We start from the raw sequence: 25,224 nt of genomic DNA, 5'->3' as shown, positions 1-25,224 counted from the left end.
AGGCGCCAGCGTGCTCAGGGATTGATCGCCCGGCCGGTACGGCGGTCAAGGCAGCGCAGGGTGTTTGGTTCCCAGTAGGCATTGACGTTGGCGCTCTTCTGGCAGTTATCCTGCGCGTCAAAGGCGACATCGGTTTTGTCCCACTCTTTTTCCGCCCGTTTGTTCACCTTCTGGCGCAGGCTGCGGGTGTCGTTCCATTGCTCTTTTTCCATCGACGCCTGCTGACGGCTTTGCGCGCTGTCGCCTGACTCAATCACCAGCCGGTCGGTGGCTGCGAATGAGCTGGAGGTATAGACCACGGCGCTTAACGCCAGAATGGCGGTCAGGCACCAGCGTTTGTTCAGTGTCATGTTCATCACGATTTCCTTTAGGTGATGGGTTAACCCTCAGGTTAAGTTTACTACAGCTGTTTTGCCCGGCATAGCCGACAAAACAGCGTAGGGAAAGGGCTATTATCGCGTAGAATAGTTCAACGCTTTGTCTCTTTTACGAATCTTTTAATGCTCAAAACCACGCTGCTGTTCTTTGCCACCGCTCTGTGTGAAATCGTCGGCTGCTATCTGCCGTGGCTATGGTTAAAACGCGGGGCCACGCCGCTGCTGCTGATCCCCGCCGGCCTGGCGCTGGGGCTGTTCGTCTGGCTCCTGACGCTCCATCCAACCGCCAGCGGGCGGGTATATGCCGCCTACGGTGGCGTGTATGTTTGTACCGCATTGCTCTGGCTGCGGGTCGTTGACGGAGTCAAATTAACCCATTATGACTGGGCGGGGGCGGCTATCGCGCTGTGCGGGATGCTGATCATCGTGGCGGGCTGGGGACGGGCATAAGCCCGTCTAATGTGATCCCTGCCACTTTTTTAAACCCTAATTCTTGTATGGTAGTCGACCTGTTGCCTTACTTATCAGACATCATATTGGGTTATGACTCTGTAAGGAACAACGATGGCTATTGAGACATTTGCCCCACAGGCGGGGGCAACGCCGCTGCGCATCCGTCGGGTGCAGAAGATCACCCTGACGCTGCTGTTTATCGCCGGTATCGTTAACTTTCTGGACCGCTCTTCCCTGAGCGTCGCCGGGGAGGCGATACGCGCCGATTTGGGTCTGAGCGCCACCGAGTTCGGGGTGCTGCTCTCCGCTTTTTCGCTCTCCTACGGCTTCGCGCAACTGCCCTCGGGCATTTTGCTGGATCGCCTCGGACCGCGGGTTGTGCTGGGCGCCGGGCTAATATTCTGGTCTGCGATGCAGGCCCTGACCGGGATAGTCAATTCGTTCTCGCATTTTATTCTGCTGCGCATTGGCCTCGGGATCGGCGAAGCGCCGTTTATGCCCGCCGGCGTGAAATCGATCAACGACTGGTATGCGCAACGAGAGCGCGGCACAGCGGTGGGGATATTTAACTCCTCGACGGTGCTGGGTCAGGCCATCGCCCCGCCGGCGCTGGTCATCATGCAGCTGGCCTGGGGCTGGCGGACAATGTTTGTGGTGATTGGTTTAGCCGGTATCCTGGTCGGCCTGTGCTGGTATGTGGGATACCGTAACCGGCGGCAATTCACCCTGCAGGAGGAGGAGCAACGCTATCTGGCCAGCGAGGAGGCGGCCCGACCGGCGCTGAAACTGAGCGAATGGCTGGCGCTGTTTAAACGACGTACCACCTGGGGGATGATCCTCGGCTTCTCCGGGGTGAACTATACCGGCTGGCTGTATATCGCGTGGCTGCCGGGTTATCTGCAGGCGCAGCAGGGATTGAGCCTTGCTAAAACCGGCTGGGTGGCGGCGATCCCGTTTCTCGCTGCGGCGGTGGGCATGTGGGTCAATGGGCTGGTGGTCGATGCGCTGGCGCGCAGAGGCTACGATCTGGCGAAAACCCGCAAAACGGCGATTGTCGCCGGACTGGTGCTTTCCGCGCTCGGCACGCTGTTGGTGGTGCAATCAAACACGCCGACCCAGGCGGTGGCGTTTATCTCCATGGCGCTGTTCTGCGTCCATTTCGCTGGCACCTCGGCCTGGGGATTGGTACAGGTGCTGGTGGCGGAACATAAAGTGGCGTCGGTGGCGGCGATCCAGAACTTTGGCAGCTTTGTGTTTGCCTCCTTCGCGCCGATCGTCACCGGCTGGGTTGTGGATACCACCCACTCTTTCAATCTGGCGCTGGTGATCGCCGCCGGCGTGACCTTCGCCGGGGCGCTGTGCTACTTCTTTATCGTCAAAACCCGCATCGATTAACCGGTCGTTATGCAACAGGCCCGCAGGGAGGCGTGGCCTGCGCCATGATCCGTCTTCTCTTACCGCTTCGTGGCGGATTTTCTTCTGTCATCTCAGAGATTTTGTGACCGCTCGCCAGCGAGCACAACCCGGCAAAAAGCTTCTTGTATGGTAGTTGACAGAAATCAAAGATGTTATACCAATTGCGTGAGATGGTTGAGGCACAAAGGCATTCTCCTCGAGAGTTCTCCCAGAGAATGGTTGATGAGCCACATAACAACGAGAGTTACCATGGAAAACACCCTCTTAACCGCTAACGCCATCCTGCCCGGCTACGATCGCCACGCGCTGGTCCCCCGTATCGTCCATCTGGGTTTTGGCGCGTTTCACCGCGCCCATCAGGCGGTATACGCCGATATACTGGCCAGCGAGTACGGCAGTGACTGGGGCTACACTGAAGTCAACCTGATTGGCGGCGAGCAGCAAATCGCCGATCTCCGGCAGCAGGATCTGCTGTATACCGTGGCCGAAATGTCCGCCGACGCGTGGACCGCGCGCGTGGTCGGGGTGGTGAAGCAGGCGCTGCATGCCCAGGTCGATGGTCTCGAGGCCGTGCTTTCGGCGATGTGTGAGCCACAGGTGGCCATTGTCTCCCTCACCATTACCGAGAAAGGCTATTGCCATTCGCCCGCCAGCGGCGAGCTGCAGCTCGATCACCCGCTGATCGCCGCCGATCTCGCTAACCCGCGCCAGCCGAAATCGGCAGCGGGCGTGGTGGTGGAGGCTTTAGCGCGCCGCCGGGCGGCAGGGCTGCCTGCCTTTACCGTGATGTCCTGCGATAACATGCCGGAAAACGGTCATGTGATGCGCAACGTCGTTTGCGCCTACGCCCGGGCGCTGGACGCGGACCTCGCGGCATGGATAGAACAGAACGTCACCTTTCCGTCGACCATGGTGGACCGCATTGTCCCGGCGGTGACCGCGGAAACCCTCGATAAAATTGAACAGCTGACCGGCGTGCGCGACCCGGCTGGGGTGGCCTGTGAGCCGTTCCGCCAGTGGGTGATTGAGGATAATTTTGTCGCCGGACGTCCACAGTGGGAGAAAGCGGGGGCGGAGCTGGTCGCCGATGTGGTGCCTTTCGAAGAGATGAAGCTGAGGATGCTCAACGGCAGCCATTCGTTCCTCGCCTATCTCGGCTATCTGGCCGGTTATCAGCATATCAACGACTGTATGCAGGATGACAACTACCGCCGCGCGGCGCTGGCGCTGATGCTGGACGAGCAGGCCCCGACCTTAAAAGTGCAGGGGGTGGATCTGTCACACTATGCCAGTCTGCTGATTGACCGCTACTGCAATCCGGCGCTCAAACACCGTACCTGGCAGATTGCGATGGACGGTAGCCAGAAGCTGCCGCAGCGCATGCTGGACTCGGTACGCTGGCATCTGGCGCACCAGCATGACTTCACGCTGCTGGCGCTGGGCGTGGCGGGGTGGATGCGCTATGTCGGCGGTGTTGACGACGCCGGCCAGGCAATCGAAATTTGCGATCCGCTGCTGCCGGTGATCCAGCAGGCGGTAGCCGCCAGCGCCGATGGCGAAGCGCGCGTCAAAGCGCTGTTGGGCATTGAGGCCATCTTTGGCCGGGAGCTGCCGCAGGAAGCGCGGTTCGTCTCGGCGGTGACCCGCGCCTATGTAGCGCTACAGCGTCAGGGGGCGAAAGCCACCGTTGCCGCATGGGCTGAGGCGCAATAATCATTTGTTCCCGGTGTCGGTCATGGGGTCGACACCGGCTCTTCTGCTGTTTCTGCACGGTTCCGCTGATAAATCTTTTTTGCTGTCGATCGCTTTTAGCAGGCTAAAAATATGATCGAACGCAATGTCCTTACATAACTCTATATTTCCCTGATTTACTAAAGATAATTAGCTGTTATTTTTCCGAATAATGGCTGGTCATTCACCGCAAAAATGGCATAGTTAAGTTATTGAAAAATCATTTTCTCTGGAAAAGGAGTGCGGGCCATGTATAAAAAGATTTTATTGCCTGTTGATGTTTTTGAAATGGATTTAAGCGATAAGGCAGTGCGTCACGCGGAATTTCTCGCATCGGCGGAAAATGGCGAGATCACCTTGCTCAACGTCCTGCCGAACAGCAGCCGTTCGTTATTACGCGGATTTACGGCGGATATTCGTAAATTCGAAGCCTATATGCAGGAAGAGTCAGAGAAAAAGATGCGCGAGGTGGCGCGACTGTTCGACCTGCCAATGTCACGGATCCATACCCGGGTCGTGTTTGGTAACGTGCGCGATGAAATTCTGGCTATCAGTAACAACGAAGCGTTCGATGTGATAGTGATTGGCTCCCGCAAACCGGGGATCTCCACCCATCTGCTGGGCTCCAACGCCGAGTCCATTTTGCGCTACGCCAAAACGCCGGTGCTGGTGGTCAGATAATCCCCTCCGTCACGACGGCTGCGTCAGCCTTATTTCGCAGCCGTCTGGTCCTTACTCTTCGCTAAACCAGTCGCGATTCTCCTGGCGGATCAGCAGCACAGATTCGCTGATTTCATGCAAATGAATACTCATTGCTTTCTCGACTGCCTCAGCGTCGCGTTTTTCCAGCGCGGTAAAAATTTCGTGATGCTGGCGCAGAAGCATCTCCGGGGAGGAGACATGGTCAAGGCTCATGTAGCGCACGCGGTCAATGGCGGCTTTGATGTTTTCCACCGTATCCCAGGCCAGCTGACAATCGGCAATAACCGATAGCTTCTGGTGAAATTCATCATCAAGCAGGAAAAAATCGTTTAACTGCTGGCGGTCGACGGCAATACGCTGCTGATGGAGATTCTGCTCCAGCTGATAGACTTGCTCATCGTTAATCATGCCAGCGGCACGGCGGACCACCGCGCACTCAATCGCCTGGCGGACAAAGCAACCATTGCGCACCTGAGACAGGGAGATTTTGTTGACGTAGCTGCCACGCTGGGGACGGATCTGGATAAGTCCATTCTCCGCCAGCTTAATAAAGGCCTCGCGCACCGGCTGACGAGATACCGCAAAACGCACGGAGACTTCTTTCTCCGACAGCGGCGTGCCAGGCGGGATGAGGCAGTGAACGATATCCCGGCGGAGGATGCGATAAATTTGCTGATTAACGGGTTGCGTCGGATTCAGTTGCGATTCTGCGGCCATTGATGGTTACTTTTTATGGGGTTATGCGCACTATTTTACGCGTTTTTTGCGGTTCCGCCCATACCCGGCCAGCAGGCCGGGTGGCTGACGGTTAGCCCTGGCGGTGAACGCTGAGCCCGGCAAAGCTCTGGCTCACCGGCATCATCTCCAGGGTGTTGATGTTGACGTGTTTCGGCAGGGTGGCCACCCACCAGACCGCCTCAGTCACATCTTCCGGCGTCAGGGCTTCGGTGTTCTCGTAGGTTTTACCGGCTTTGGCGTCATCGCCTTTAAAGCGGACGTTAGAGAACTCGGTGCCGCCCACCAGGCCCGGCTCGATGTCGGTGACGCGCACCGCGGTGCCGTGCAGGTCAGTGCGAAGATTGAGGCTGAACTGGCGCACAAAGGCTTTGGTCGCCCCATAGACGTTACCGCCGGCATAAGGCCAGCTGCCCGCCGTGGAGCCGATGTTGATGATATGGCCGCGATTGCGCGCCACCATGCCCGGCAGGACGGCGCGGGTCATGTACACCAGCCCTTTATTATTGGTGTCGATCATATCTTCCCAGTCTTCCACGCTGGCGCGGTGCGCCGGCTCCAGGCCGAGCGCCAGACCCGCGTTGTTCACCAGCACATCGATAGCCTGCCACTCGGCGGGCAGGTCGGCAATCAGCGTCTCAATAGCGGCGCGGTTGCGGACGTCCAGTTGCGCGATATAAAGATTATCGCCCAGCTCGTCTTTCAGCGTCTTCAGGCGCTCTTCGCGACGTCCGGTGGCAATCACTTTATGACCGTTAGCGACAAAACGGCGAGTAATACTTTCACCAAAACCGGCAGTGGCGCCGGTGACCATGATAATCATCTTACTGTTCCTCAACGCTTTTTGTGTTTTCATACCATAGCACGCACAGGCGGCGACCGGTAACGGAAATCATTGCGACCCCTTAAGGAGAAGCCTAATCTTAGAGGATTAGCCTGTGCAGGAGAGAAAGATGTCCGAACAAAACCCCTTTTTTAGCGTCAGTCTGTTGCCTTACCAGGCGCCGCGGTTTGACCTGATCGAAGACAGTCACTATCGGCCGGCGTTTGATGAGGGCGTTCGGCAGCAGCGCGAGGAGATCCGCGCCATTATCGATAATCCGCAGCCGGCCAGTTTCGCCAACACGCTCGAGGCGCTGGAGCAGAGCGGACAGCTGCTGGCGCGGGTGACGCGGGTCTTTTTCGCCATGGCCGGCGCCCATACCAACCCTTATCTTCAATCACTGGATGAACAATTTTCCGCCGAGCTCGCCGGGCTGGGGAATGATATCTGGCTCAACGAGGCCCTATTCCAGCGGGTGAACAGTGTCTACGAACAGCGCGAGACGCTCGCGCTTGACGGCGAATCCCTGCGTCTCCTGACCTTGACATGGCAACGTTTTGTTCACGCCGGGGCAACGCTGGACCCGGCGCAGAAGGCGGTGCTGCGCGCGCTGAACACTGAAGCGGCCACTTTGCAAAGTCAGTTCCAGCAGCGGCTGCTGGGGGCGGCGAAAAGCGGCGGCCTGGTGGTCGATGACCGGCATCAACTGGATGGCCTGAACGATGAGGAGATAGCGGCGGCGGCCGAGGCGGCGCGCGAAAAAGGGCTCAGCGATCGCTGGCTGCTGACGCTGACCAACACCACCCAGCAGCCGCAGCTGCTTGCGCTGCGCGACCGGCAAACGCGGGAAAATCTTTTCGCCGCCGGCTGGACGCGCAATCAGCAGGGCGATGAGCATGATACCCGTAGTCTGGTGCTGCGGCTGGCGGCGATCCGCGCGCAGCAGGCGGAACTGCTGGGGGCGGCAGATTACGCCAGCTGGGCGCTGACCGATCAAATGGCGGCTTCCCCGGCGGAGGCATTGGGCTTTATGCGTCAGATCGCGCCGGCGGCGCGGGCGAGGGCGGAACGTGAGCTGGCGGACATCCAGCAGGTGATCGACAACGAAGGCGGGGCGTTTCGCGCGCAGGCATGGGACTGGCTCTACTACAGCGAGCAGGTGCGGCGGGCTGCCTATGCCATTGATGACGCGCAGCTTAAACCCTATTTTGCCCTCGAGCGCGTGCTGCAGGACGGCGTCTTCTGGACGGCATCGCAGCTCTTTGGGCTCCGCTTCGTGGAGCGCTTTGACATCCCGGTGTACCACCCGGATGTGCGGGTCTGGGAGATCTTCGACCACAATGGCGAAGGGATGGCGCTGTTTTATGGTGATTATTTCGCGCGCGATTCAAAGAGCGGCGGCGCCTGGATGGACGTGATTGTCGAACAGTCGACCCTGCGAGAGCAGCGCCCGGTTATCTATAACGTCTGCAACTACACCCGGCCGCAGAGCGAGCAGAGCGCGCTGTTGTCATGGGATGAGGTGATCACCCTGTTCCATGAGTTTGGCCACGCCCTGCACGGGCTGTTCGCCAATCAGCGTTATGCCAGCCTCTCCGGCACCAATACCCCGCGGGATTTTGTCGAGTTCCCGTCGCAAATCTTCGAACACTGGGCCAGCCATCCGCAGGTATTTGCCCACTATGCGAAGCATTATCGCTCCGGAGAGCCGATGCCAGAGGCGCTGCGCGACAATATGTTGCGTGCGGCAACTTTCAATAAAGGATATGACATGAGCGAGCTGCTAGCCGCCGCGCTGCTCGATATGCGCTGGCACACGCTGTCGACCACTTCGTTACCGGAAGAGGTGGATGCGTTTGAACAGAAAATACTTCGGGATGAGCAACTGGATCTGGCGGCCGTTCCCCCGCGCTATCGCAGCAGCTACTTCTCCCATATCTTCGGCGGGGGCTATGCGGCAGGCTATTACGCCTATCTGTGGACCCAGATGCTGGCCGATGACGGCTATCAGTGGTTCGTGGAGCAGGGCGGTTTGACCCGTGAGAACGGTCAGCGCTTCCGGGAAGCGATTCTGTCGCGCGGCAATAGCACTGATTTAGCTGAACTTTATCGCCAGTGGCGCGGACACGATCCACAGATTGAGCCGATGCTGGAAAATCGCGGGTTGAGCTAGTCGAGCGTTTTTTAGAGTAGAAGAAGACCGGGCGCAGCGCCCGGTTTTTTATCCAATTTTTCTTCCCCAAAATCCCTCCAAAACATTTCCCCAAAAACAAAAACATCAACTGGGTCGCCAGCTGCGCTGTTGTCATTCGCTTCACGGCGGAGCCCCCTCGTAGCTTTGCCACGCCTTCTGCCTGAGCATCATGCTCGTTGATAGCGTTTAGCCGCTCCACGCGTACGTCGGTGATTTCCACCAGAATTCGGCTGGCCCAGCGCGGCATGTGGATAGAAGGTCGCCAGCAACAATGTAGTTCATCATCTGCAACGTAAAACTCTGGCGCAGGCACTCCATCATCCTTGTAAACGCATAATTCAGGCTTCTCAAACGGAGTGGGTTTTTTGCAATCGCTATCCATTAGATCGCACTAGACGTTAACGTAAGCAGTAGTAGCGCGAGAAATATATCGGACTAATCGCCTGTCCAATAGCGGGTGGCCGATGTGATGGGTCTGGGGGTAAAGACTGTTTAGGAATATTTTCCAGCCGATTAAGTTTGCTCACCTGCGAACCGTATGCAAGAGATCCCAGGTGAGCAAGTATTAGACTGTCTGACCAGCCTTCCAACGTGTGTTTTGTTGCATGCTACCGGGCATCAGAACTGCCACGCAAAGATCACTTCCAGTTCATATCTCTGCTGCCTTCCATACCCAGGTACAGTATCTCTGCATTAACCTGGTGAGAGTAAATTTCACACAATTGTGAGATTTTCATGGATGTTTAATGACAAACAATTACATTGAATTGCACAACATTTCAGAAAATGGAGTTTTTGATGTCGTATTTATCCTCTGCCAGGTATGGACTTCTTTTAGCAGCTTTATTATCAGCAGGTCTATCTGCAGCGCCGCTGAGTCCTGCTGATCAGAATGCTATTGAGCAACAACAAAAGGCATTACTGGAACAGTCGCAGCAGCAGCGCGACATGCTCCGCTATACCACACCTGCCCCCTCACTCCCGAAAGCCGCCTCTCCTGAAGCAACCGGACCGTGTCTTGAACTCCGGCATATCCAACTGGAAAATGTCACGGTGCTCCCGCGTTCTGTACAACGAAAACTAACGGCAATTCCGGCAGAGGGGTGTATGACCCTTAAGGATATCCAGCTACGGGTGCGGGATGTCACTCAGGACTATCTTTCCCGGGGATTCATCACTTCACGAGCCTGGCTGCCAGAACAGGATATTTCCGGAGGGAGTCTGGTCATTGCCGTGACGGAAGGGAGGGTGGAGACCGTTACTCTGGATAGTCATCAGGAAAATGCTCTGAAAATGGCCTTCCCTCAGGCTGAAGGGCAAGTATTGAATCTCCGTGATATCGAACAGGGGCTGGAACAACTGAACCGTATGAGCTCACGTGCTCTGACCGTCGATATTTTGCCGGGGAGCCGTGAAGGTTTTTCCCGGGTTGTATTGGTGCCGGTCAGTCAGCGTTTTCCCGTCAGTCTGGATGTGAGCGCAGATAACAGCGGGCAGAAAAGCACAGGTAGTGGGCAGATGCATGCCCGCCTGATGGCAGACAATCCGCTGGGGCTGGCAGACCAATGGACACTGGCAGCTGGGAGGGATAGTGAGTTTCACCATGACAGACGTAGCCGCAATATGCAGGGGAGCGTTTCGATTCCTTATGGATACTGGTTGTTCAGCGCGCAGTATGGATGGTCTGATTTTTATCAGACACTTTCTCTCGGTGAATTTCCGCTGAGCTGGCGTTATGAAGGCACCGTACAGTCACACCGACTGGGTGCCAGTCGTACACTACTGCGTGACGGCAAACAACGTCTTGTGCTCGATATTGCCCTATCCCGTAGGGAAACCGAAAACCGATTGGGTGGTGTACGCCTTGACGTCAGCAGCCCGACTCTGAGCAGCGTGACCGCCGGGCTGAGCTATAGCAGGAGTATCGGCGGCGGTTATCTGACTTTCGGTCCTTCCCTTTCTCACGGCCTCTCTCTCGCCGGAGCAACACAGGATGATCCTGCACACCCCGACCTGCCACGCAGTGAATTCCGGCGTTTCAGTGCCAGCACAAGCTGGTTTTACCCGCTGACCAGCTCTATCTACTGGCTTACCTCGGCATACGGACAGACCACGCCGGACAACCTCTATGCCAGTGAGCGTCTGTCAGTCGGGGGGCAATATTCAGTGAGAGGTTTTAAAGAGCAGTATCTCTCCGGAAACCGGGGTGGATACTGGCGAAATGAGCTGACCGGGCAGTTGCTGACGCTTCCTGTTACAGAAGGAAGACTGTCAGCGACTGGTGCGGTAGACATCGGACATGTCATTAGCCAGAGAGGAATAACAGAAGGTGGCACGCTTACTGGAGCCTCATTTGGCTTTGAATTGTCAAACGCATGGCTGTCCCAGTCACTAACGGTGGGTGTCCCGTTGTCCTGGCCGGGTTCCATTCGTCCGGATAAACACGTGGTTTACTGGCAGGCCACGGTTTCACTTTAACTGCCGGCACACAGCAGGGCTTTTGCTGCCCCATAATACAGGATGTTCAGATATGGAAAAACTAACTCATCCGCTGGCTCGTGGGGCCAGCTGGTTGTTGATATACCTCACAGCCGTTCAGCCTTTACATCCTGCTGTTGCGGCAGGTATCAGCGCCGCGAATGGTAACACCCAGGTCGTGGTTAAAACCGGAAATGTACCGGTTGTGAACATTGCCACACCCAACGCAGCAGGTATATCGCATAACGCCTACCAGGATTTTAATGTTGGAACACAAGGCGCCGTATTAAATAACGCCACCCAGGGCGGAAAAACCCAGCTTGGCGTTACCATTGACAACGGTAACGCCAGATTAAAAGGCAAACCGGCCGAGCTTATCATCAACGAGGTAACCAGCGGTAATCGTTCGGAGTTAAAAGGCAAACTGGAAGTTTTTGGCAATAAAGCTGGCGTAATGATAGCCAACCCGAACGGTATCATCTGTAACGGATGCGGGTTTATCAATACGCCTTCGGTTACCCTGACCACCGGCAAGCCGCAGTTTGATAAACAAGGGGCTCTGGATGCATTAGCCGTTAAGAAAGGCTCGGTGATTATCGGCAGCAACGGCTTTGACGGAAACAGCGCGGAGTTTGTTGATATTATCAGCCGGGCAACTGAGCTGAACGGTAAAATTAACGCTAAAACGCTTACGCTAACTCAGGGGGCAAACAGAGTCAGCTTCAAGGATGGCTCGGTAAAACCCATTGCTGGCGAGGGAGCAAAGCCTCAGCTTGCTGTCGATACTAAGGCGTTGGGCGGGATGTATGCCGGAAAAATCCGCCTGGTTGCCACTGAGAACGGTGTCGGGGTCAACCTGAATAATATCACCTCTACTCAGCGGGATATTTCCCTGACGACCGCCGGAAAAATAACCCTCAGCAACGTTAAAGCGCAAACAGACCTCAATGTCAGCGGGCAGGAGATCGTCACACCTGCGGGCAGCAGCGTGCGTGCAGAGCGTGATATGACACTGGCGGCCACCACCGTGGACAACCGCAGCAATAGCTCCGCCCACGGGGATATGCGGGTTTTTGCCTCCACGGTGCGTAACACCGGCGAGCGGGCGGCACTGCACAGCAACAACAATCTGTGGATACAGAAGGATGCCCAGGGCAACAAAGCGACTCTGGTGGAGAACCGCTCTGCCAGGATCCAGACCAATAGCGGCGACCTGGTGATACGAACCAATAAACTCAGCAATGTGCGCGATGTTTTAACCATAGTGACTCAGTCTGAAGCAGTAGATAATGAAGGCATGAGAATTTATGGCGTACTTTTTAATGCGCATAAAAATGGTGATATAAAAAACCGACAAGACCTTTATCAGGAGGATTATGCGAAGCGAGAAAAATGGATGTTGCCTTGCGATACGGTTGAAGATTGCACATACGTCACCCGCAATATCGATCGATGGATACCAGATGAACGTACTCGTACCTTTGTTAAAATGAATACGCCTGAGGCAATTATTGACTCAGGTAAAAACAGCTTCATTAATGCTGATTTGTTACTGAGCGATGCCAGTATCCTTAAAGCCAAGGGTGACATCATCCTGACGGGGAAAACGTTTGTTTCCAGAAACCATCCTGTAGGGATCAAAGAACGATTCAATAAATTCATTCCGGATACTGAAGCCTATAAGCAATATGATAAGCTGGGCTGGCCTTATCCTCCGATGAGCTATCTTGATAGTGGTGAAAAAGGATATAGCTGGAGCCCGCAAAGTCATTTAGCCAGTAAAGTCATTGCTGGCGGAAATTTTGTGGCTGACTTTTCTGATCGTATTGAAAGTAATGAACCCTATGATACCTGGGTGCAGCATTCCGGAGTGATGTCACGCCCGGATACCATTACGGCGAAAAACATTTTCTTACATGCAGGACAAATTATCACCACCGATGTGATGAAAGCCGCCGGAGATATCACCCTTCAGTCAGAAAAAGGGATAAAGATCGCACTGGCACTATTAACGGCCGGGAAGGATCTTTCTGTAGTGGCGGGTGGAATGGTGGAGTCCTGGCAAAGTGAGCTTAGGGGTCAGAATATCACTCTCGTCAGCCGCAATGGCGACGTGAATTCGCATACTAGTGAACAACCAAACTATTTCCATGCAGATGGTGTGCGTTGGCTAGGGAGTATTGAAGCCAGTCGTGATCTGTCAATTTCTGCGGGTGGGAGTATTCTGCTGAGAAATACGCGCCTTCCGGTTCAGAGTCAGAATATTTCTCTGGTTGCGAATGGTGATATCACCCTGGATAAAAATGAAGCGATGCTGTGCCATGAACAGCCAGGCGTCCTTCTGACCCTGGCCCGCAAACAGGAACTGTTTAACCGGATGCTGCCCGGAGAGCCGCTGCGTGCTTCCGGGGATATTACGCTCAGCGGTAAGCATCTGAACCTCAATGGCGCAAGTCTTGATGCCGGGGGCAATATCAGTCTTACGTCAGCCGCAAATACGGACCTGAATATGCGGAGATTCAGCGACCGTTACAGCGTCTTTTTCCCGGCCAACCGGATACCCGAGTTACGCAGCCATCTGAAAGCCGGAGGTAACCTGCTGATCAGTTCAGCGGCGGATATCGGCCTGCAGGGAGCAGATATTTCGGCCGGCTTTGTTGAATAAATCAGATTTCGGGTAAGTCTCCCCCGTAGCGGGTTGTGTTTTCAGGCAATACGCACGCTTTCAGGCATACCTGCTTTCGTCATTTTGTTCAGCGCTCGTACCAGGGCCATAGCCTCCGCAACCTGACCATCGTAGTCACGCAGTGTCAGTGAACCTCCGAACAGCTGTTTTACCCGGTACATCGCCGTTTCCGCTATCGAGCGACGGTTATAATCTGTTGTCCATTTCCACCGCGCATTACTCCCGGTCAGCCGCTGATTCGCAACAGCACGGTTACGGTCTGCATATTCACCGGGCCAGTAACCCGCGCCTTTTCGGGGCGGGATAAGCGCGCTGATTTTCTTACGCCGCAGTTCATCGTGACAGAGCCGGGTGTCGTAAGCGCCGTCTGCCGATGCTGCCCTGATTTTTCTGTGAGTCTGCCGGATAAGACCCGGGAAGGCTTCTGAGTCCGTCACATTGTTCAGCGACAGGTCTGCACAGATGATTTCATGTGTGTTGCTGTCAACTGCCAGATGCAACTTTCGCCATATACGACGGCGCTCTTTGCCGTGCTTTCTGACTTTCCATTCGCCTTCACCAAAGACCTTCAGCCCGGTGGAATCAATCACCAGGTGTGCGATTTCACCCCGGGTGAACGTTTTGAAACTGACATTAACCGACTTTGCCCGCTTACTGACACTGGTGTAATCCGGGCAGCGCAACGGAACGTTCATCAGGGCAAAAATGGAATCAATAAAACCCTGCGCAGCCCGCAGGGTCAGCCGGAATACGCGTTTAATCACCAGAACGGTGGTGATGGCGAGATCAGAATAGCGCTGGGGCCTTCCCCGTGATGAAGGCGTTGCCGACTCATACCAGGCCTGAATCGCCCCATCATCCAGCCAGAAAGTGAGGGAGCCACGGTTGATGAGAGCTTTGTTGTAGGTGGACCAGTTGGTGATTCTGAACTTTTGCTTTGCCACGGAACGGTCTGCGTTGTCGGGAAGATGCGTGATCTGATCCTTCAACTCAGCAAAAGTTCGATTTATTCAACAAAGCCATTTCGGCCGGGAAAACGGCGACCCTCCAGGCAGGGAGACTTATCTGGCTGGGAGCCTACGGCTATGGTGTGACGGACAGCGGCAATGACAACAACCGGGATGAGTTGAATGTCCCGACCCGTCTTCAGGGCGTGAAGGGCATCACTCTGGCGTCAAACGGCGTTATTCAGGCTAACGGCAGTACTCTGACATCGGATGGTAATATCACACTAACCTCCGGCGGAAATATGCAATTTCAGTCCGCACGGGGAACCGTTTATCGTGAATCGGGTAACAGCTGGACGGAAACCGTCAGCCAGACCGGAGTGACGCTGAATGCGGGCGGCGCCCTGACGGTGATTTCTGGCGGCAGTATCCTGTTCCAGGCATCGCGCCTGCTGGCGAAAGGCGCGATGGACGTGGCGGCGAAAGGCGGCTGGCTGTATGCCCAGGCGATGGAAGAGTTCAGCCATTACGAACGTGAAACCACGAAGCGAAAATGGTGGGGACAGAAAACCACCGTTAAACAGACGAAGCACACGACCACCAACCGGGTGACCGAGTTTACTGCCGGGGGCAACCTCAGCCTCCTGAGCCGGGATGACAGCTCGTATGAAGCCAGTAAAATCGAGGCGGGGAAAAATGCGACGCTGACCAGCACCAACGGGAAAGTTAATTTCCTGGCGGTGAAGAATACGACCCTCGAGCAGACCGTCAGCACCTCGAAAGGCTTTTATATTAAACAGGCAAACAAGGGCTACAGCGAAGGGAAATGGGTCCTGCCTTCCGTTTACGCCGGCGGTATGCTGACGGTGGATGCGGCAGGCGGTATCAGTGCTGATGTTAAAACCAAAAATGGTCAGGCGCTGCAGGGAGCCATTACCGCACTCGGCGTTCAGCCGGGTACCGAATGGCTAAAAGGGTTAAACACCCGCAATGATGTACAGTGGAACGTGGTCAAGGATGCTTACGACAGCTGGAACTATAAAAGCCAGAGCCTGAATCCGGCCGTTGCCGCGGTGATTGCGATAGCGGCGGCTGCAGTGACTGCCGGAACGGGGCTCGCAGCTTTGGCTGGAAGCGGCGCGATTACGGCAACCGGCGTCACAGGCGCAACAGCTTCCGCTGCAGTGTATGGCTCAGCCTATGCAGGTATGACATCCCTGGTTTCCCAGGCTGCCGTCGCGCTGGTTGAAAACCAGGGTAATCTGTCAAAAACCCTGTCGGCACTGGGAAGCAGCAGTTCGGTCAAATCGCTGGCCACCTCCATGGCTATAGGCGGGGCGCTGGCCGGATTCGATGAGGTGATGAACGTCAGTGTGTCGCCGGACAAGGCGCGTCTGCCGGCTCTGACAAAGGATGAGGGGTGGAGCAAGGTTGTCCAGCGTGTGGCCGGGCAGTCGGTTATCAGCTCCAGCCTGAACACCGGCATCAATGGCGGCAGCTTTAAGGACAATCTGGTCAATGCGCTGTTATCAAATATTGGTAATCAGGTTCAGGCCGAAGGCGCAGGGCTGATTGGGGACAACGGTGAAGTGCTAGGCGTGGCCGGAAAATCGGTCAGCCATGCGGTCCTTGCTGGCATCAGCGCGGAAATCGGACGAGGTGATGGTAAAGGCGCGGCCACCGGCGCACTGGCAGCGGAACTGGCCGGGATCATCATGCAAAGCTCGTTGTTCGAACCCGCAAATCTAAATGAACAAGAGCGCCAGTTGTGGCGTCTGCAGGAAGCGCTAAACGGTAATGAGGTAAAAGAGCAGACGGCCCGTGTTATTGGCGCGCTGACCGGGGCGCTGACCACACATTCGCCCGAAAGTGCGTATAGCGGAGCAGACAGCGCGCAAAATGTTTACCGTTACAATATGACGGAGCATATGCTACAACAATATGCTCTGGATAATCAGCGGGATATTCTTGCGGCAGATAAAGGGGACAAGGAAGCAGCCAAACGCGTTCAGGCCCGGCGAGAAGCGGCGATTATCGTGGCTGCTGCCAGCGGTGGAGGTATGGCGCTGACCGCAGGTGGCATGACTCTGGTTGGTGCGGCACCCGAGCTGGTTCTGGCAGCAAGACTGGTTATCGCCGGTTGTAAAACAAATCCTGCGCTCTGCCTGAATCAGGCGGGTATTTATGCGGCTGATATTGTGGCACCAGAGGCCATCATTGGTACAGGCGCTGTAACGACCGGCAGTACATTGATTCTGGGTAAAACCGAAGACAGCTTGAAGAAGCTTTCACAGCAGTTGGTGAAGGCCTACGATGAACTGAATATAACAAAAAGACTAAATATTCAGCCTGTTGCCGGTTTTATTAAAGGCGAAACAGCAGCCGGAGCTAATCTGTCGACGAAAACGGCAGATTATGTCCGCGATATTCAGAAAACCAATACTGACCAGTTGGTTAAAGTGTTTGATCCAAAACATAGTAGCGATAAGCTCAATGTGTTCGGGAAGGAGTTTGCGCAGGTGTTGGGTGACGGGGGAGGTAATAAGTACGGAACGACCAAGGTCTTTGCGACAGAGAAACTTTCCGACCGAGATATCATTGATTATGCGCAATCTTTAACGGGGGGAGCGCCATTTAAAGAAGTCACGACTCCTTTAGGTACAGTTTATTTTTCAAAAAAAGATGGTGTAACAATAAGCTTGCGTGACTATTCCGCCAGCGAAGAAAAAACAAATGCTCGCTGGACTATAGAAATTTTAGGTAATAAAGACTTACAAGCCTTACAGGGCAAAGTTAAGAAAAAAGTTGAAATCAAGTTTCGGTAAGGTGTTTATATGTTATATAGCGATGATGAATATAAGATGTTTGCTGAGGAACTGGAAGGATCATCCATAGGTACCGTATGGTCTGCCATGAGGGCGGATAATTTTGGGAAAGATGAGTTATCATATAAAGAAAAATGTGACTATTTTTTTGAACTGATGGAACGCCTTCTTTTAGAAGGCAAAATAAAATTAGCAAGTCGAGGAAAATATCTGGAAGGAAGCATCGACGAGCAAATTTCTTTGTATCGTGAAAACTTTCCCCTAAACCAGGAGGAAATGGAAGAGGATGCTTTTGATGGTTTCTGGTTTCTGACGGAAAAATGCCCTGGCGGCATAGTCTGGATCCATGACAATGGCTATGAAGACTGGACCTGATGTACCGCTAGTTATAACGGCTCTTCGGAGCCGTTATCCTTGATGGTTAGGAATTTGGAAAAACGTTTTAAAAACTCACAGACCATGAACACAGGATCCCGAAACGCAGTGATGGTAAGTTATCGGGGTATTGTAGAGCAAAGCGCTGTTAAGGTTTTTCTCAAGCCTGGATAAATGTGCGCTTGCTGTTGCGGTCGACAACCCTAACACCGCGGCGCCGCCTGAAACAGAACCGCTCTCGACAATTTTGGCAAATACTATCAGGTAGCGGATGTCATCGATCATTTACAGTTCTGTGTTCACTCGGTAACAATATGCGTGGCGCCGATAAAAAGGGATCCCGTTTCCGGATTAACATATCCTATTTTTATTGCCGGAAGTATCTGTTTAATCGCGCTTCTCAGGTCCGCTTTAACGAGTCCCAGGCATCCACAACGGCAGGGAGGGTTCGAGAAGCGTCGCGGGCCACCTCATTCGTCAAGGAGATACGTTTGCATATTGAGACTCATCGCCTGCGTCTTCGCCCTGTCATGGCTGAAGATGTTGTCGATCTATACCGAATTTATGGCGATCCGGCGACAAATACCTTTAACCCCGCAGGGCCCTATCCGGATATTGACTATGCCAGTACGGTTCTCCAGCGCTGGCTTGCGCACTGGCACGATCGCGGATTTGGCAACTGGGCCATATCGGCGCGTGATACCCCGGAAAAAATCATTGGCTTTGGCGGCGTAAGTCTACGCAGTTATAACGATGTCACCATTAACAATCTCGGATATCGGTTTTCCACTGAGGCATGGGGAAAAGGCCTGGCCACCGAGTTTGCGATTGGCGCGATAAGATATGGCTTCGAGGCGCTTAAACTTAAGGAGATGTCAGCGGTTGTCCGGGCTAACCATCTGGCTTCGCAGAAAGTTCTCGAGAAAGCCGGGATGAGGTACATTAACGATATTGCTGATGTAAAAGATGCGCCGCCGAGTCTGCTCTATTCGTTGACCTTAAGCGAGTGGTTAAGCCAGTCGGGGTAACCCGCGGGCGCTTATTCGCAAGACTGGATCGCACCGCAGCCGGCGCATCAGGTGGGGATTGCTCACAGAATCATGCGTTCATTCTACTGGCTCAATTAACTCTGGCCCTTGATTGTTGACATTGCCGACCGCCCGCGATACCGCATGCCAGATGAAATCGTCGGCGGTGACGGCTCCGTCCCTGGCAATCTCCGCCGCTTCCGCGCCGGTGACTTCTTGCCTCATCCATTCCCGGGCGGCTTCCGGCGCCAGGACCAGCGGCCGGCGGTCATGAATATCGACAAGACCGCGATCGGCGGCAGCGGTCACCAGCAAAAATCCTTCGGCGCTATCCCCGCGTTCGAAGGGCGTGCTGCCAATAGCGGCCATAAATATCGGCTGACCATCCTTGCGCTGGATGAAGTAGGGCTGCTTTTTCTCTCCGGCCTTTTTCCACTCAAACCAGCCGTCGGCGAAGCAGATCGCCCGCCCGTGCTGCCACAGCGGTTTGAACATCCTGCTGGTGGCTGCGGTCTCAACGCGGGCGTTGATCAGCGGGGGTTTATCCCACCATCCTGGCGCATAACCCCAGTAAACGGGATCGAGGTGGAGTTGCGCATTCCTTTCACTCAGGAGTAACACTTTTGTCCCGGGTGCCACGTTATACCGCCCAATCGGCGCCGGGTCCCAGGGGATATCGTATTCAGCCTCTTCGGCAAGATAAGCCAGATATTCTTCCCGTGTCTGTGCTTGCGCAAAACGTCCGCACATCGCCACCTCCAGCATAATGTCTAAAGGAAAGCATAGTTCATCAGGGAGGGGGCGTTGTGAGAAATGATTTTGAAATCATGCGATTGTGATCCCTTCCCTCAGGCGTAAGGCTGACGCCTGGGCACATACTGTTTAAGTTGCCTATATTGCAGGCCATAATTCTGGCCTGAAATATATTAATTGAAGTTACGTATTCACCATGTGAATTGCTATTGCGAAAAATGTACGCAGGCGCAAGTACTGAGTATATGTCGCCTGAACAAGGCGTGTAGATGGAGTTGAAGGTGGGGTGTTTACCCGCCGCTGCAACAGACGAAAGGCAACGGCGTAGAAAAAGATTAGTTATCCGGGTTGTTGGAGATGCCTCTCCATACCATCCCCAGACCGATCAACATCGACGCGAAGAGGGCGAACAGGGTGGTAGAGATAAAAATGCTGGTCATTATGATGCCTCAGAAAGTGCGTATGCAGATTATTAGGCACGGGGGGACGAGAAAGGTTCCTTCCCTGACGGATTATCTTTTCACCAGCGTCTTTCCGTCTGGCGCCAGCGAGGCGGATGTCATATCGAGGCACCGCTCTTGACGGAGGGATAATGCGGGGAGCCGTGTTTCTCCCTGCGCTGTTGCAGGAAGCCACTGCCAGGGGGATGCGTCGTGTTTCGGGCGTTGACATCCCATTGTACAAGTTATATATACATGTCGCTTCTGTTTATTGAATGTTAAACAGCATCAGTTATGGGACTCAGAAGCACCACACCCCCGCCGTCGGGCGGGGGTTACTTTGCCACCTGACCTGGTTATTTCTCACGGTGACTGACGAAGAAAATTTTTATTTCAGGTCTTGAAAAACGCGCTTTAGCTATTATTTTATATAGCGGACAAGCAATGCTTGCCTTTATGTTGAGCTTTTGAATGGATATTCAGGAGGTTAATGATGGCACTCAAAACCTTGTCAGCACTCCCGGTATTTGCTGATTCCCTTTTTGCCGATCGCTTTAATCGTATTGACCGTCTTTTCAGCCAGTTAACTGGCGATACGCCGGTGGGTACCTTACCTGCCTACGATTTACAGAAAGTGGATGACAGTAATTTTCTGCTCAGCGTCAGCGTACCAGGCTGGAAAGATGATGAACTGGAAATTGAGACCGTAGGCGGTAATTTACATATTACCGGCAAACGCGCGCAAACCGAAAATCATTCCGGCGGCAGCCAGGGCTGGATTTATAAAGGCATTCGTCGGGCTGATTTCCAGCTCAGTTTCTCCCTTCCTGAACACGCCCAGATTAATCAGGCGCAGCTGGATAGCGGGATCTTAAAAATTGCTATCCATCAGGAAATACCCGAGAGCGAAAAACCGCGCAAAATTGCGATTGAGAATCAAGGCAGGGTGATCGAGCATAAAGTTTGATTGCGCCTCTGTCCTAAAGTTATTCATTTCAAGGCCCGCGCTGCGGGCCTTTATATTATCCGCTAAAGGAGGCGTAAACGGCCTCCCGGCGATCAGAGAAATCGATATGCTATCCTGTAAACAGGGCCTGTGAGGCTGTGTTCCTTCTAAAAGTCGGCGAGGTGTCAGAATGACGGACCAAATCGATAAAGACGCACAAAATACCCATGAATTGACCGCTCGGGTGGCCCGGGCGCTTATTGCGAGAGGCTGGCGACTGACCACGGCGGAATCCTGCACCGGTGGCAATCTGGCGGCGGCGCTCTGTGCTCAGGCTGATACCGCGGCCTTTTATGATACCGGCGTGGTTACCTTCAGCGATGAAGCCAAGCGCAACGTGCTCCAGGTCCGCGCGGAAACCCTGGCGGTACATAGCGCTGTCAGCGAAGCGTGCGTTCAGGAAATGTCGACCGGTATTTTGACGTTAGCCGGGGCCAATATCGCCATCGCCATCAGCGGCTATGCGGGGCCGGAAGGAGGGGAGGATGGAACTCCCGCCGGGACGGTATGGTTTGCATGGAACTTTCGCGGCCAGATAGAAACCCAACGGATGCGCTTTACCGGTGACTGCGAGGCAGTGGTGGCACAAGCGGTGCGCTTCGCCATGGCAGCGCTGGGCGAAAAACTCGCCCACTGGCAGTGACGCTACCGGACGCTGCGCCCTTACAGATCCGCAGCCTGGCGCTCTACCGGCCAGAAAATCTCCCCGATGCCATTCAGACAAGGCCGGGAAAACAGGAAGCCCTGAAACAGGCGAATGCCAACCGACTGTAGCCAGCACCACTCCTCCAGGGTTTCAACGCCTTCCGCCACGACCGTGATGCCTAAATCCTCGCAGCAGCGGACGACCGAGGCGACAATCGCCTGCTTGGTGCCGCTGATATGAATGTTGCGCACCAGCTCTGCGTCCACTTTAATTTTGTCAGGCTGAAAGCGGGTCAGTAACGACAGGCCGGAGTAACCCGCGCCAAAGTCATCGATGGCCAGCTTCATGCCTGCGACGCGCAGCGCTTTGAGCACCTTGCGGAACTGGTCGAAGCAGGTGATCACCTCCGTTTCGGTGACCTCTATCAGCACCTGGTCCGGCCTGAGGCCGGCCGCCAGCAGGCTGTTCATCAGCCAGCCGACGGCGTCAGGATGGTTATACAGCGAACCGGGCAGCAGGTTAATGGCCAGTTGGTGTTTGCCAAGCGGTAGCTGACCTGCGAGAGAGAAGGCATATGCTTTGCTCTCGAGGTCGAAACGGTAACGATCCTCCGCCGGGATGGCGGCAAACATCTCCACAGGGGATCCGCCGGTAGGGCTGCGGATCAGCGCTTCAAAGGAGGAGATTCGCTTTTTCGCTGGTTCGACGATAGCCTGCAAGGCAAACTGGCACGGTTGATCGGGCAGATGACGCGGCGTGGCTGTGCCCGCGGCGGCCTTCATCGTCCAGCGAGAAGGCTGCAACGGCTCGGGAAGACAATAGCGCCCACCGTTAGCGATAAAGGCGTTAATCAGTCGGAACATCCGGTCGTTGATTGGCTCGGTGACCCCGAACGAGCTAATGCGCAGGATCTCCTCCAGCGCGCCATCGTCATCGTAAAGACGGAGATCCAACATGCGCATCCCGGTGCCGCGAAAGCGACGGTAGGCCGAATAGTCGCGCATCAGCTCAACCACATCGCGATGGCGCGGATCGCTTTGTATTTCGTGGAATAACGACTCCAGACTCTCTTCGCTCCCTTCCAGCACCTGGAAGAACTGCAGGCCGTTAAACAACAGAATGCCGGTGATGCCAAGGGGCGTATTTTTCCCGCAGGCGCGATGAATTAAAGCGTCGAGATCGGTGAGCGGGCGGTCAGGATCAACCTGGCTGCGATAAATCAGGGTGGTTAGCATTAGTCATTCCGGTCGCTGCAGCAAAGCTGCGATGGCCTGTACAGCGCATGTTGAGAAAAGTATGGCCTGCCCCCCAAATAGGGAGTCTGTGTTTGGTGCCCTTTAACTAACCGTGGGCTTTGTTGAATAAATCGAACTTTTGCTGAGTTGAAGGATCAGATCACGCATCTTCCCGACAACGCAGACCGTTCCGTGGCAAAGCAAAAGTTCAAAATCACCAACTGGCCCACCTACAATAAAGCCCTCATCAACCGTGGCTCCCTCACTTTCTGGCTGGATGATGAAGCTTTTCAGGCCTGGTATGAGTCAGCAACACCTTCTTCACGAGGCAGACCTCAGCGCTATTCTGACCTTGCCATCACGACTGTGCTGGTCATTAAACGCGTATTCAGGCTGACCCTGCGCGCTGCGCAGGGCTTTATTGATTCCATTTTTTCTCTGATGAACGTTCCGCTACGCTGCCCGGATTACAGCTGTGTCAGCAGGCGGGCAAAGTCGGTTAATGTCAGTTTCAAAACGCCCACCCGGGGTGAAATCGCACACCTGGTAGTTGATTCCACCGGGCTGAAGGTCTTCGGTGAAGGCGAGTGGAAAGTCAAAAAGCATGGCCAGGAACGCCGCCGTATCTGGCGTAAGCTGCATCTCGCCGTTGACAGTAAAACACATGAAATCATCTGCGCTGACCTGTCGCTGAACAACGTTACGGACTCAGAGGCCTTCCCGGGTCTTATCCGGCAGACTCACAGAAAAATCAGGGCAGCATCGGCAGACGGCGCTTACGACACCCGGCTCTGTCACGATGAACTGCGGCGTAAGAAAATCAGCGCGCTTATCCCACCCCGAAAAGGTGCGGGTTACTGGCCCGGTGAATATGCAGACCGTAACCGTGCAGTGGCTAATCAGCGAATGACCGGGAGTAATGCGCGGTGGAAATGGACAACAGATTACAACCGTCGCTCGATAGCGGAAACGGCGATGTACCGGGTAAAACAGCTGTTCGGGGGTTCACTGACGCTGCGTGACTACGATGGTCAGGTTGCGGAGGCTATGGCCCTGGTACGAGCGCTGAACAAAATGACGAAAGCAGGTATGCCTGAAAGCGTGCGTATTGCCTGAAAACACAACCCGCTACGGGGGAGACTTACCCGAAATCTGATTTATTCAACAAAGCCCTAACCGTGATGTCCGCACGCAGAACGTGAGTTTCACTTGGTGACTACCTTCACTCTACAGGGAATCTAAAGTTTAGCTATCTTTTTCGCATGCTCAATGCAAAAAAGGGCAAACAGACCGATCGCCCTTTTTGAAATATTGGCTCAGCGTATTAACTAGCCGGTTAATACTCGTCACCAGGAATTATCTTACCATTCTATTTCACGCTCTCAAAAAGCGATGCTGGTCTTGCCTCGATAAAATAGAATGCATAATATCAGTCCAGGTTAAATTTCTTTTTTTAGGTCTGCTATGAGTGACTTGTTTATTATTTTATGCCTGATTCTCTGTCCCGTTATTTCTTTGTGGAGTGGTGTTTCTTACATTCGGGAAAGACGCAAAAGACGCTACGTCTTCCGTTCCAGAAGATAATCTGCAGAGGTAATACAATGGCGATTGTATTAACGTCTTGCGAGTAGTTTTACGAGGTTGTTAAATTGCTGGCGGCTGTTTAAATTGAACTTGCACATAATATTCTTTTTATGCGAATGAATTGTTTTATGGCTAATTTTAAGCGCCGCGGCGACTTCATGCGGACTTAATCCAATACTGAATGCGTAAATGACTTTGGTTTGCGCATCGCTGACCGTCTTGCAGGCGCAATTGATGCAACGCCGCAGGCGATTGAAGGATGGGTCATGATGAGGTGGCAGGGAGCGCTGAATCGCGCTGGCTATCTCATCTTTAAGAAGCTGAACGGGAGCGTGGGGAGGCATAAACACCGCCTGCCGCAGACAGTTGGGTAAACCCTCTTCGGCGGTAGCTTGTTCATTATCCTGAAAAATAAAAAGCGTGTATTGCTCTGGGGCATGCTGAAACAGGTCATGACACAGGTACCATTCTCCCGCCACCATTTCCATGAAGATCACATTAGCTTGCGCCATCCCATCCGCGTTCCATTGTTGAGAAAACTGATACTCTGATCCCCCGTAGGTCTTCATCGCTTCATCCACCAGTTCCGCAATAGCAACCCGCAAATAGTGATTTTTTATATTGATCAAAAAATTCGTCATATAACTTCCCTGTTGGGTATTAAAAAAGGTGTCAGAATAAATTAAAGAATATAATGGTGAGGTGCAGACGTTTTTTAGCCGGGGTAATCTAAGGGATGTTTTTCATTAATGCAATATCTGCCTGGAAAAGTGAGATATCGGTGTATTGG

22 protein-coding genes and 2 pseudogenes are annotated in these 25,224 nt (G+C 54.1%); 15 read left to right on the top strand and 9 right to left on the bottom strand.

The annotated features are described in order from the left end of the window. Positions 1–14: 14 nt before the first annotated feature. A complete protein-coding gene (locus ABLV76_RS22435; protein ID WP_004206035.1) occupies positions 15–356 on the bottom strand; it encodes a DUF1283 family protein in 342 nt (113 codons plus the stop codon). A gap of 108 nt (positions 357–464) precedes the next feature. Here ABLV76_RS22435 and ABLV76_RS22430 point away from each other — a divergent pair, with 108 nt between their 5' ends. The 4 genes from ABLV76_RS22430 (at position 465) to ABLV76_RS22415 (ending at position 4,658) form a co-directional block, all read left to right on the top strand. Further along, positions 465–827 (top strand): YnfA family protein, encoded by a 363-nt coding sequence (locus ABLV76_RS22430; RefSeq protein WP_072140454.1) that lies wholly within the window; start codon positions 465–467, stop codon positions 825–827. 114 nt (positions 828–941) lie between these two features. Beyond that, entirely contained in the window at positions 942–2,225 is a 1,284-nt protein-coding gene (locus ABLV76_RS22425; RefSeq protein ID WP_064150104.1) for an MFS transporter, read from the top strand. 270 nt (positions 2,226–2,495) lie between these two features. After that, positions 2,496–3,959, top strand: coding sequence for a fructuronate reductase (locus tag ABLV76_RS22420; protein WP_004206030.1), 1,464 nt, complete (start codon positions 2,496–2,498; stop codon positions 3,957–3,959). A gap of 267 nt (positions 3,960–4,226) precedes the next feature. Then, on the top strand, positions 4,227–4,658 hold the full coding sequence (locus tag ABLV76_RS22415; RefSeq protein WP_004206026.1) for a universal stress protein: 432 nt from the start codon (positions 4,227–4,229) through the stop codon (positions 4,656–4,658). Positions 4,659–4,709: 51 nt separating this feature from the next. On the opposite strand, the gene ABLV76_RS22410 is transcribed toward ABLV76_RS22415, so the two are convergent. Together ABLV76_RS22410 and ydfG are read right to left on the bottom strand one after the other, a co-directional pair. Beyond that, the gene (locus ABLV76_RS22410; protein WP_004206025.1) at positions 4,710–5,396 is read right to left on the bottom strand and encodes a GntR family transcriptional regulator; all 687 of its coding nucleotides are present in this window, start codon (positions 5,394–5,396) and stop codon (positions 4,710–4,712) included. Positions 5,397–5,487: 91 nt separating this feature from the next. Then, positions 5,488–6,237 (bottom strand): bifunctional NADP-dependent 3-hydroxy acid dehydrogenase/3-hydroxypropionate dehydrogenase YdfG, encoded by a 750-nt coding sequence (gene ydfG, locus ABLV76_RS22405; RefSeq protein WP_004206024.1) that lies wholly within the window; start codon positions 6,235–6,237, stop codon positions 5,488–5,490. 130 nt (positions 6,238–6,367) lie between these two features. On the opposite strand from ydfG, the gene dcp reads away from it, so the two are divergent. From dcp to ABLV76_RS22390, 3 genes are all read left to right on the top strand, one after another. Then, entirely contained in the window at positions 6,368–8,410 is a 2,043-nt protein-coding gene (gene dcp / locus ABLV76_RS22400; protein ID WP_348878485.1) for a peptidyl-dipeptidase Dcp, read from the top strand. 819 nt (positions 8,411–9,229) lie between these two features. Beyond that, positions 9,230–10,909, top strand: coding sequence for a ShlB/FhaC/HecB family hemolysin secretion/activation protein (locus ABLV76_RS22395; protein ID WP_049093279.1), 1,680 nt, complete (start codon positions 9,230–9,232; stop codon positions 10,907–10,909). A gap of 52 nt (positions 10,910–10,961) precedes the next feature. After that, entirely contained in the window at positions 10,962–13,574 is a 2,613-nt protein-coding gene (locus tag ABLV76_RS22390) for a filamentous hemagglutinin N-terminal domain-containing protein (RefSeq protein WP_348878484.1), read from the top strand. A gap of 41 nt (positions 13,575–13,615) precedes the next feature. Here ABLV76_RS22390 and ABLV76_RS22385 read toward each other — a convergent pair whose 3' ends face one another. After that, positions 13,616–14,584, bottom strand: a complete 969-nt coding sequence (locus tag ABLV76_RS22385) for an IS5 family transposase (protein ID WP_077263866.1) — start codon at positions 14,582–14,584, stop codon at positions 13,616–13,618. Between the two features lie 38 nt (positions 14,585–14,622). Here ABLV76_RS22385 and ABLV76_RS22380 point away from each other — a divergent pair. Both ABLV76_RS22380 and ABLV76_RS22375 read left to right on the top strand, forming a co-directional pair. Further along, positions 14,623–17,367: pseudogene (locus tag ABLV76_RS22380) on the top strand (DUF637 domain-containing protein); the annotation flags it as partial. A 9-nt stretch (positions 17,368–17,376) separates the two neighbouring features. Next, entirely contained in the window at positions 17,377–17,742 is a 366-nt protein-coding gene (locus ABLV76_RS22375) for a DUF596 domain-containing protein (protein ID WP_049093275.1), read from the top strand. 75 nt (positions 17,743–17,817) lie between these two features. On the opposite strand, the gene ABLV76_RS22370 is transcribed toward ABLV76_RS22375, so the two are convergent. Further along, positions 17,818–18,027 (bottom strand): LysR family transcriptional regulator, encoded by a 210-nt coding sequence (locus ABLV76_RS22370; protein ID WP_227506932.1) that lies wholly within the window; start codon positions 18,025–18,027, stop codon positions 17,818–17,820. A 206-nt stretch (positions 18,028–18,233) separates the two neighbouring features. Between ABLV76_RS22370 and ABLV76_RS22365 the strand changes: the two genes are divergently transcribed. After that, positions 18,234–18,770 (top strand): GNAT family N-acetyltransferase, encoded by a 537-nt coding sequence (locus ABLV76_RS22365; protein WP_049093273.1) that lies wholly within the window; start codon positions 18,234–18,236, stop codon positions 18,768–18,770. 78 nt (positions 18,771–18,848) lie between these two features. Here the strand turns inward: ABLV76_RS22365 and ABLV76_RS22360 are convergent, their stop codons facing one another. Then, the gene (locus tag ABLV76_RS22360) at positions 18,849–19,520 is read right to left on the bottom strand and encodes an SOS response-associated peptidase (RefSeq protein ID WP_135683145.1); all 672 of its coding nucleotides are present in this window, start codon (positions 19,518–19,520) and stop codon (positions 18,849–18,851) included. A 338-nt stretch (positions 19,521–19,858) separates the two neighbouring features. After that, positions 19,859–19,954, bottom strand: a complete 96-nt coding sequence (locus ABLV76_RS22355) for a YnaM/YnfT family protein (protein ID WP_272481999.1) — start codon at positions 19,952–19,954, stop codon at positions 19,859–19,861. Between ABLV76_RS22355 and ABLV76_RS22350 the strand changes: the two are divergent. The 3 genes and pseudogenes from ABLV76_RS22350 to ABLV76_RS22340 all read left to right on the top strand — a co-directional run. Next, positions 19,914–20,006, top strand: a pseudogene (locus tag ABLV76_RS22350) (hypothetical protein); the annotation flags it as partial. The gene ABLV76_RS22355 and the pseudogene ABLV76_RS22350 overlap by 41 nt on opposite strands. 450 nt (positions 20,007–20,456) lie before the next feature. After that, entirely contained in the window at positions 20,457–20,930 is a 474-nt protein-coding gene (locus ABLV76_RS22345; RefSeq protein ID WP_017900339.1) for an Hsp20 family protein, read from the top strand. 169 nt (positions 20,931–21,099) lie between these two features. Continuing rightward, positions 21,100–21,612, top strand: coding sequence for a 2-oxo-tetronate isomerase (locus ABLV76_RS22340; RefSeq protein WP_135683146.1), 513 nt, complete (start codon positions 21,100–21,102; stop codon positions 21,610–21,612). A 20-nt stretch (positions 21,613–21,632) separates the two neighbouring features. On the opposite strand, the gene ABLV76_RS22335 is transcribed toward ABLV76_RS22340, so the two are convergent. Beyond that, a complete protein-coding gene (locus ABLV76_RS22335) occupies positions 21,633–22,850 on the bottom strand; it encodes a diguanylate phosphodiesterase (protein ID WP_064187257.1) in 1,218 nt (405 codons plus the stop codon). Between the two features lie 147 nt (positions 22,851–22,997). On the opposite strand from ABLV76_RS22335, the gene ABLV76_RS22330 reads away from it, so the two are divergent. Both ABLV76_RS22330 and ABLV76_RS22325 read left to right on the top strand, forming a co-directional pair. Next, the gene (locus tag ABLV76_RS22330) at positions 22,998–23,966 is read left to right on the top strand and encodes an IS5-like element IS903B family transposase (RefSeq protein ID WP_124070599.1); all 969 of its coding nucleotides are present in this window, start codon (positions 22,998–23,000) and stop codon (positions 23,964–23,966) included. Positions 23,967–24,314: 348 nt separating this feature from the next. Then, entirely contained in the window at positions 24,315–24,434 is a 120-nt protein-coding gene (locus ABLV76_RS22325) for a small membrane protein (RefSeq protein ID WP_138100189.1), read from the top strand. Between the two features lie 29 nt (positions 24,435–24,463). Here ABLV76_RS22325 and kbvR read toward each other — a convergent pair whose 3' ends face one another. Further along, positions 24,464–25,075, bottom strand: a complete 612-nt coding sequence (gene kbvR / locus ABLV76_RS22320) for a LuxR family transcriptional regulator KbvR (protein WP_348878483.1) — start codon at positions 25,073–25,075, stop codon at positions 24,464–24,466. Positions 25,076–25,224 lie beyond the last annotated feature (149 nt).

Origin of the sequence: Klebsiella sp. GB_Kp047, from assembly GCF_040065235.1 — a bacterium.
Classification (GTDB): Bacteria; Pseudomonadota; Gammaproteobacteria; order Enterobacterales; family Enterobacteriaceae; genus Klebsiella; species Klebsiella quasipneumoniae.
Note: the sequence above shows the minus strand (reverse complement) of the source record. Positions and strands in the feature narration are given on the sequence as shown.

What these genes read in the sequence shown, in the direction of transcription:
- ABLV76_RS22435 (WP_004206035.1), bottom strand. Translation starts at nt 356, where the DNA reads ATGAACATGACACTGAACAAACGCTGGTGCCTGACCGCCATTCTGGCG.
- ABLV76_RS22425 (WP_064150104.1), top strand. Translation starts at nt 942, where the DNA reads ATGGCTATTGAGACATTTGCCCCACAGGCGGGGGCAACGCCGCTGCGC.
- ABLV76_RS22420 (WP_004206030.1), top strand. Translation starts at nt 2,496, where the DNA reads ATGGAAAACACCCTCTTAACCGCTAACGCCATCCTGCCCGGCTACGAT.
- ABLV76_RS22415 (WP_004206026.1), top strand. Translation starts at nt 4,227, where the DNA reads ATGTATAAAAAGATTTTATTGCCTGTTGATGTTTTTGAAATGGATTTA.
- ABLV76_RS22410 (WP_004206025.1), bottom strand. Translation starts at nt 5,396, where the DNA reads ATGGCCGCAGAATCGCAACTGAATCCGACGCAACCCGTTAATCAGCAA.
- ydfG (WP_004206024.1), bottom strand. Translation starts at nt 6,237, where the DNA reads ATGATTATCATGGTCACCGGCGCCACTGCCGGTTTTGGTGAAAGTATT.
- dcp (WP_348878485.1), top strand. Translation starts at nt 6,368, where the DNA reads ATGTCCGAACAAAACCCCTTTTTTAGCGTCAGTCTGTTGCCTTACCAG.
- ABLV76_RS22395 (WP_049093279.1), top strand. Translation starts at nt 9,230, where the DNA reads ATGTCGTATTTATCCTCTGCCAGGTATGGACTTCTTTTAGCAGCTTTA.
- ABLV76_RS22390 (WP_348878484.1), top strand. Translation starts at nt 10,962, where the DNA reads ATGGAAAAACTAACTCATCCGCTGGCTCGTGGGGCCAGCTGGTTGTTG.
- ABLV76_RS22375 (WP_049093275.1), top strand. Translation starts at nt 17,377, where the DNA reads ATGTTATATAGCGATGATGAATATAAGATGTTTGCTGAGGAACTGGAA.
- ABLV76_RS22370 (WP_227506932.1), bottom strand. Translation starts at nt 18,027, where the DNA reads ATGATCGATGACATCCGCTACCTGATAGTATTTGCCAAAATTGTCGAG.
- ABLV76_RS22360 (WP_135683145.1), bottom strand. Translation starts at nt 19,520, where the DNA reads ATGTGCGGACGTTTTGCGCAAGCACAGACACGGGAAGAATATCTGGCT.
- ABLV76_RS22345 (WP_017900339.1), top strand. Translation starts at nt 20,457, where the DNA reads ATGGCACTCAAAACCTTGTCAGCACTCCCGGTATTTGCTGATTCCCTT.
- ABLV76_RS22340 (WP_135683146.1), top strand. Translation starts at nt 21,100, where the DNA reads ATGACGGACCAAATCGATAAAGACGCACAAAATACCCATGAATTGACC.
- ABLV76_RS22335 (WP_064187257.1), bottom strand. Translation starts at nt 22,850, where the DNA reads ATGCTAACCACCCTGATTTATCGCAGCCAGGTTGATCCTGACCGCCCG.
- ABLV76_RS22325 (WP_138100189.1), top strand. Translation starts at nt 24,315, where the DNA reads ATGAGTGACTTGTTTATTATTTTATGCCTGATTCTCTGTCCCGTTATT.
- kbvR (WP_348878483.1), bottom strand. Translation starts at nt 25,075, where the DNA reads ATGACGAATTTTTTGATCAATATAAAAAATCACTATTTGCGGGTTGCT.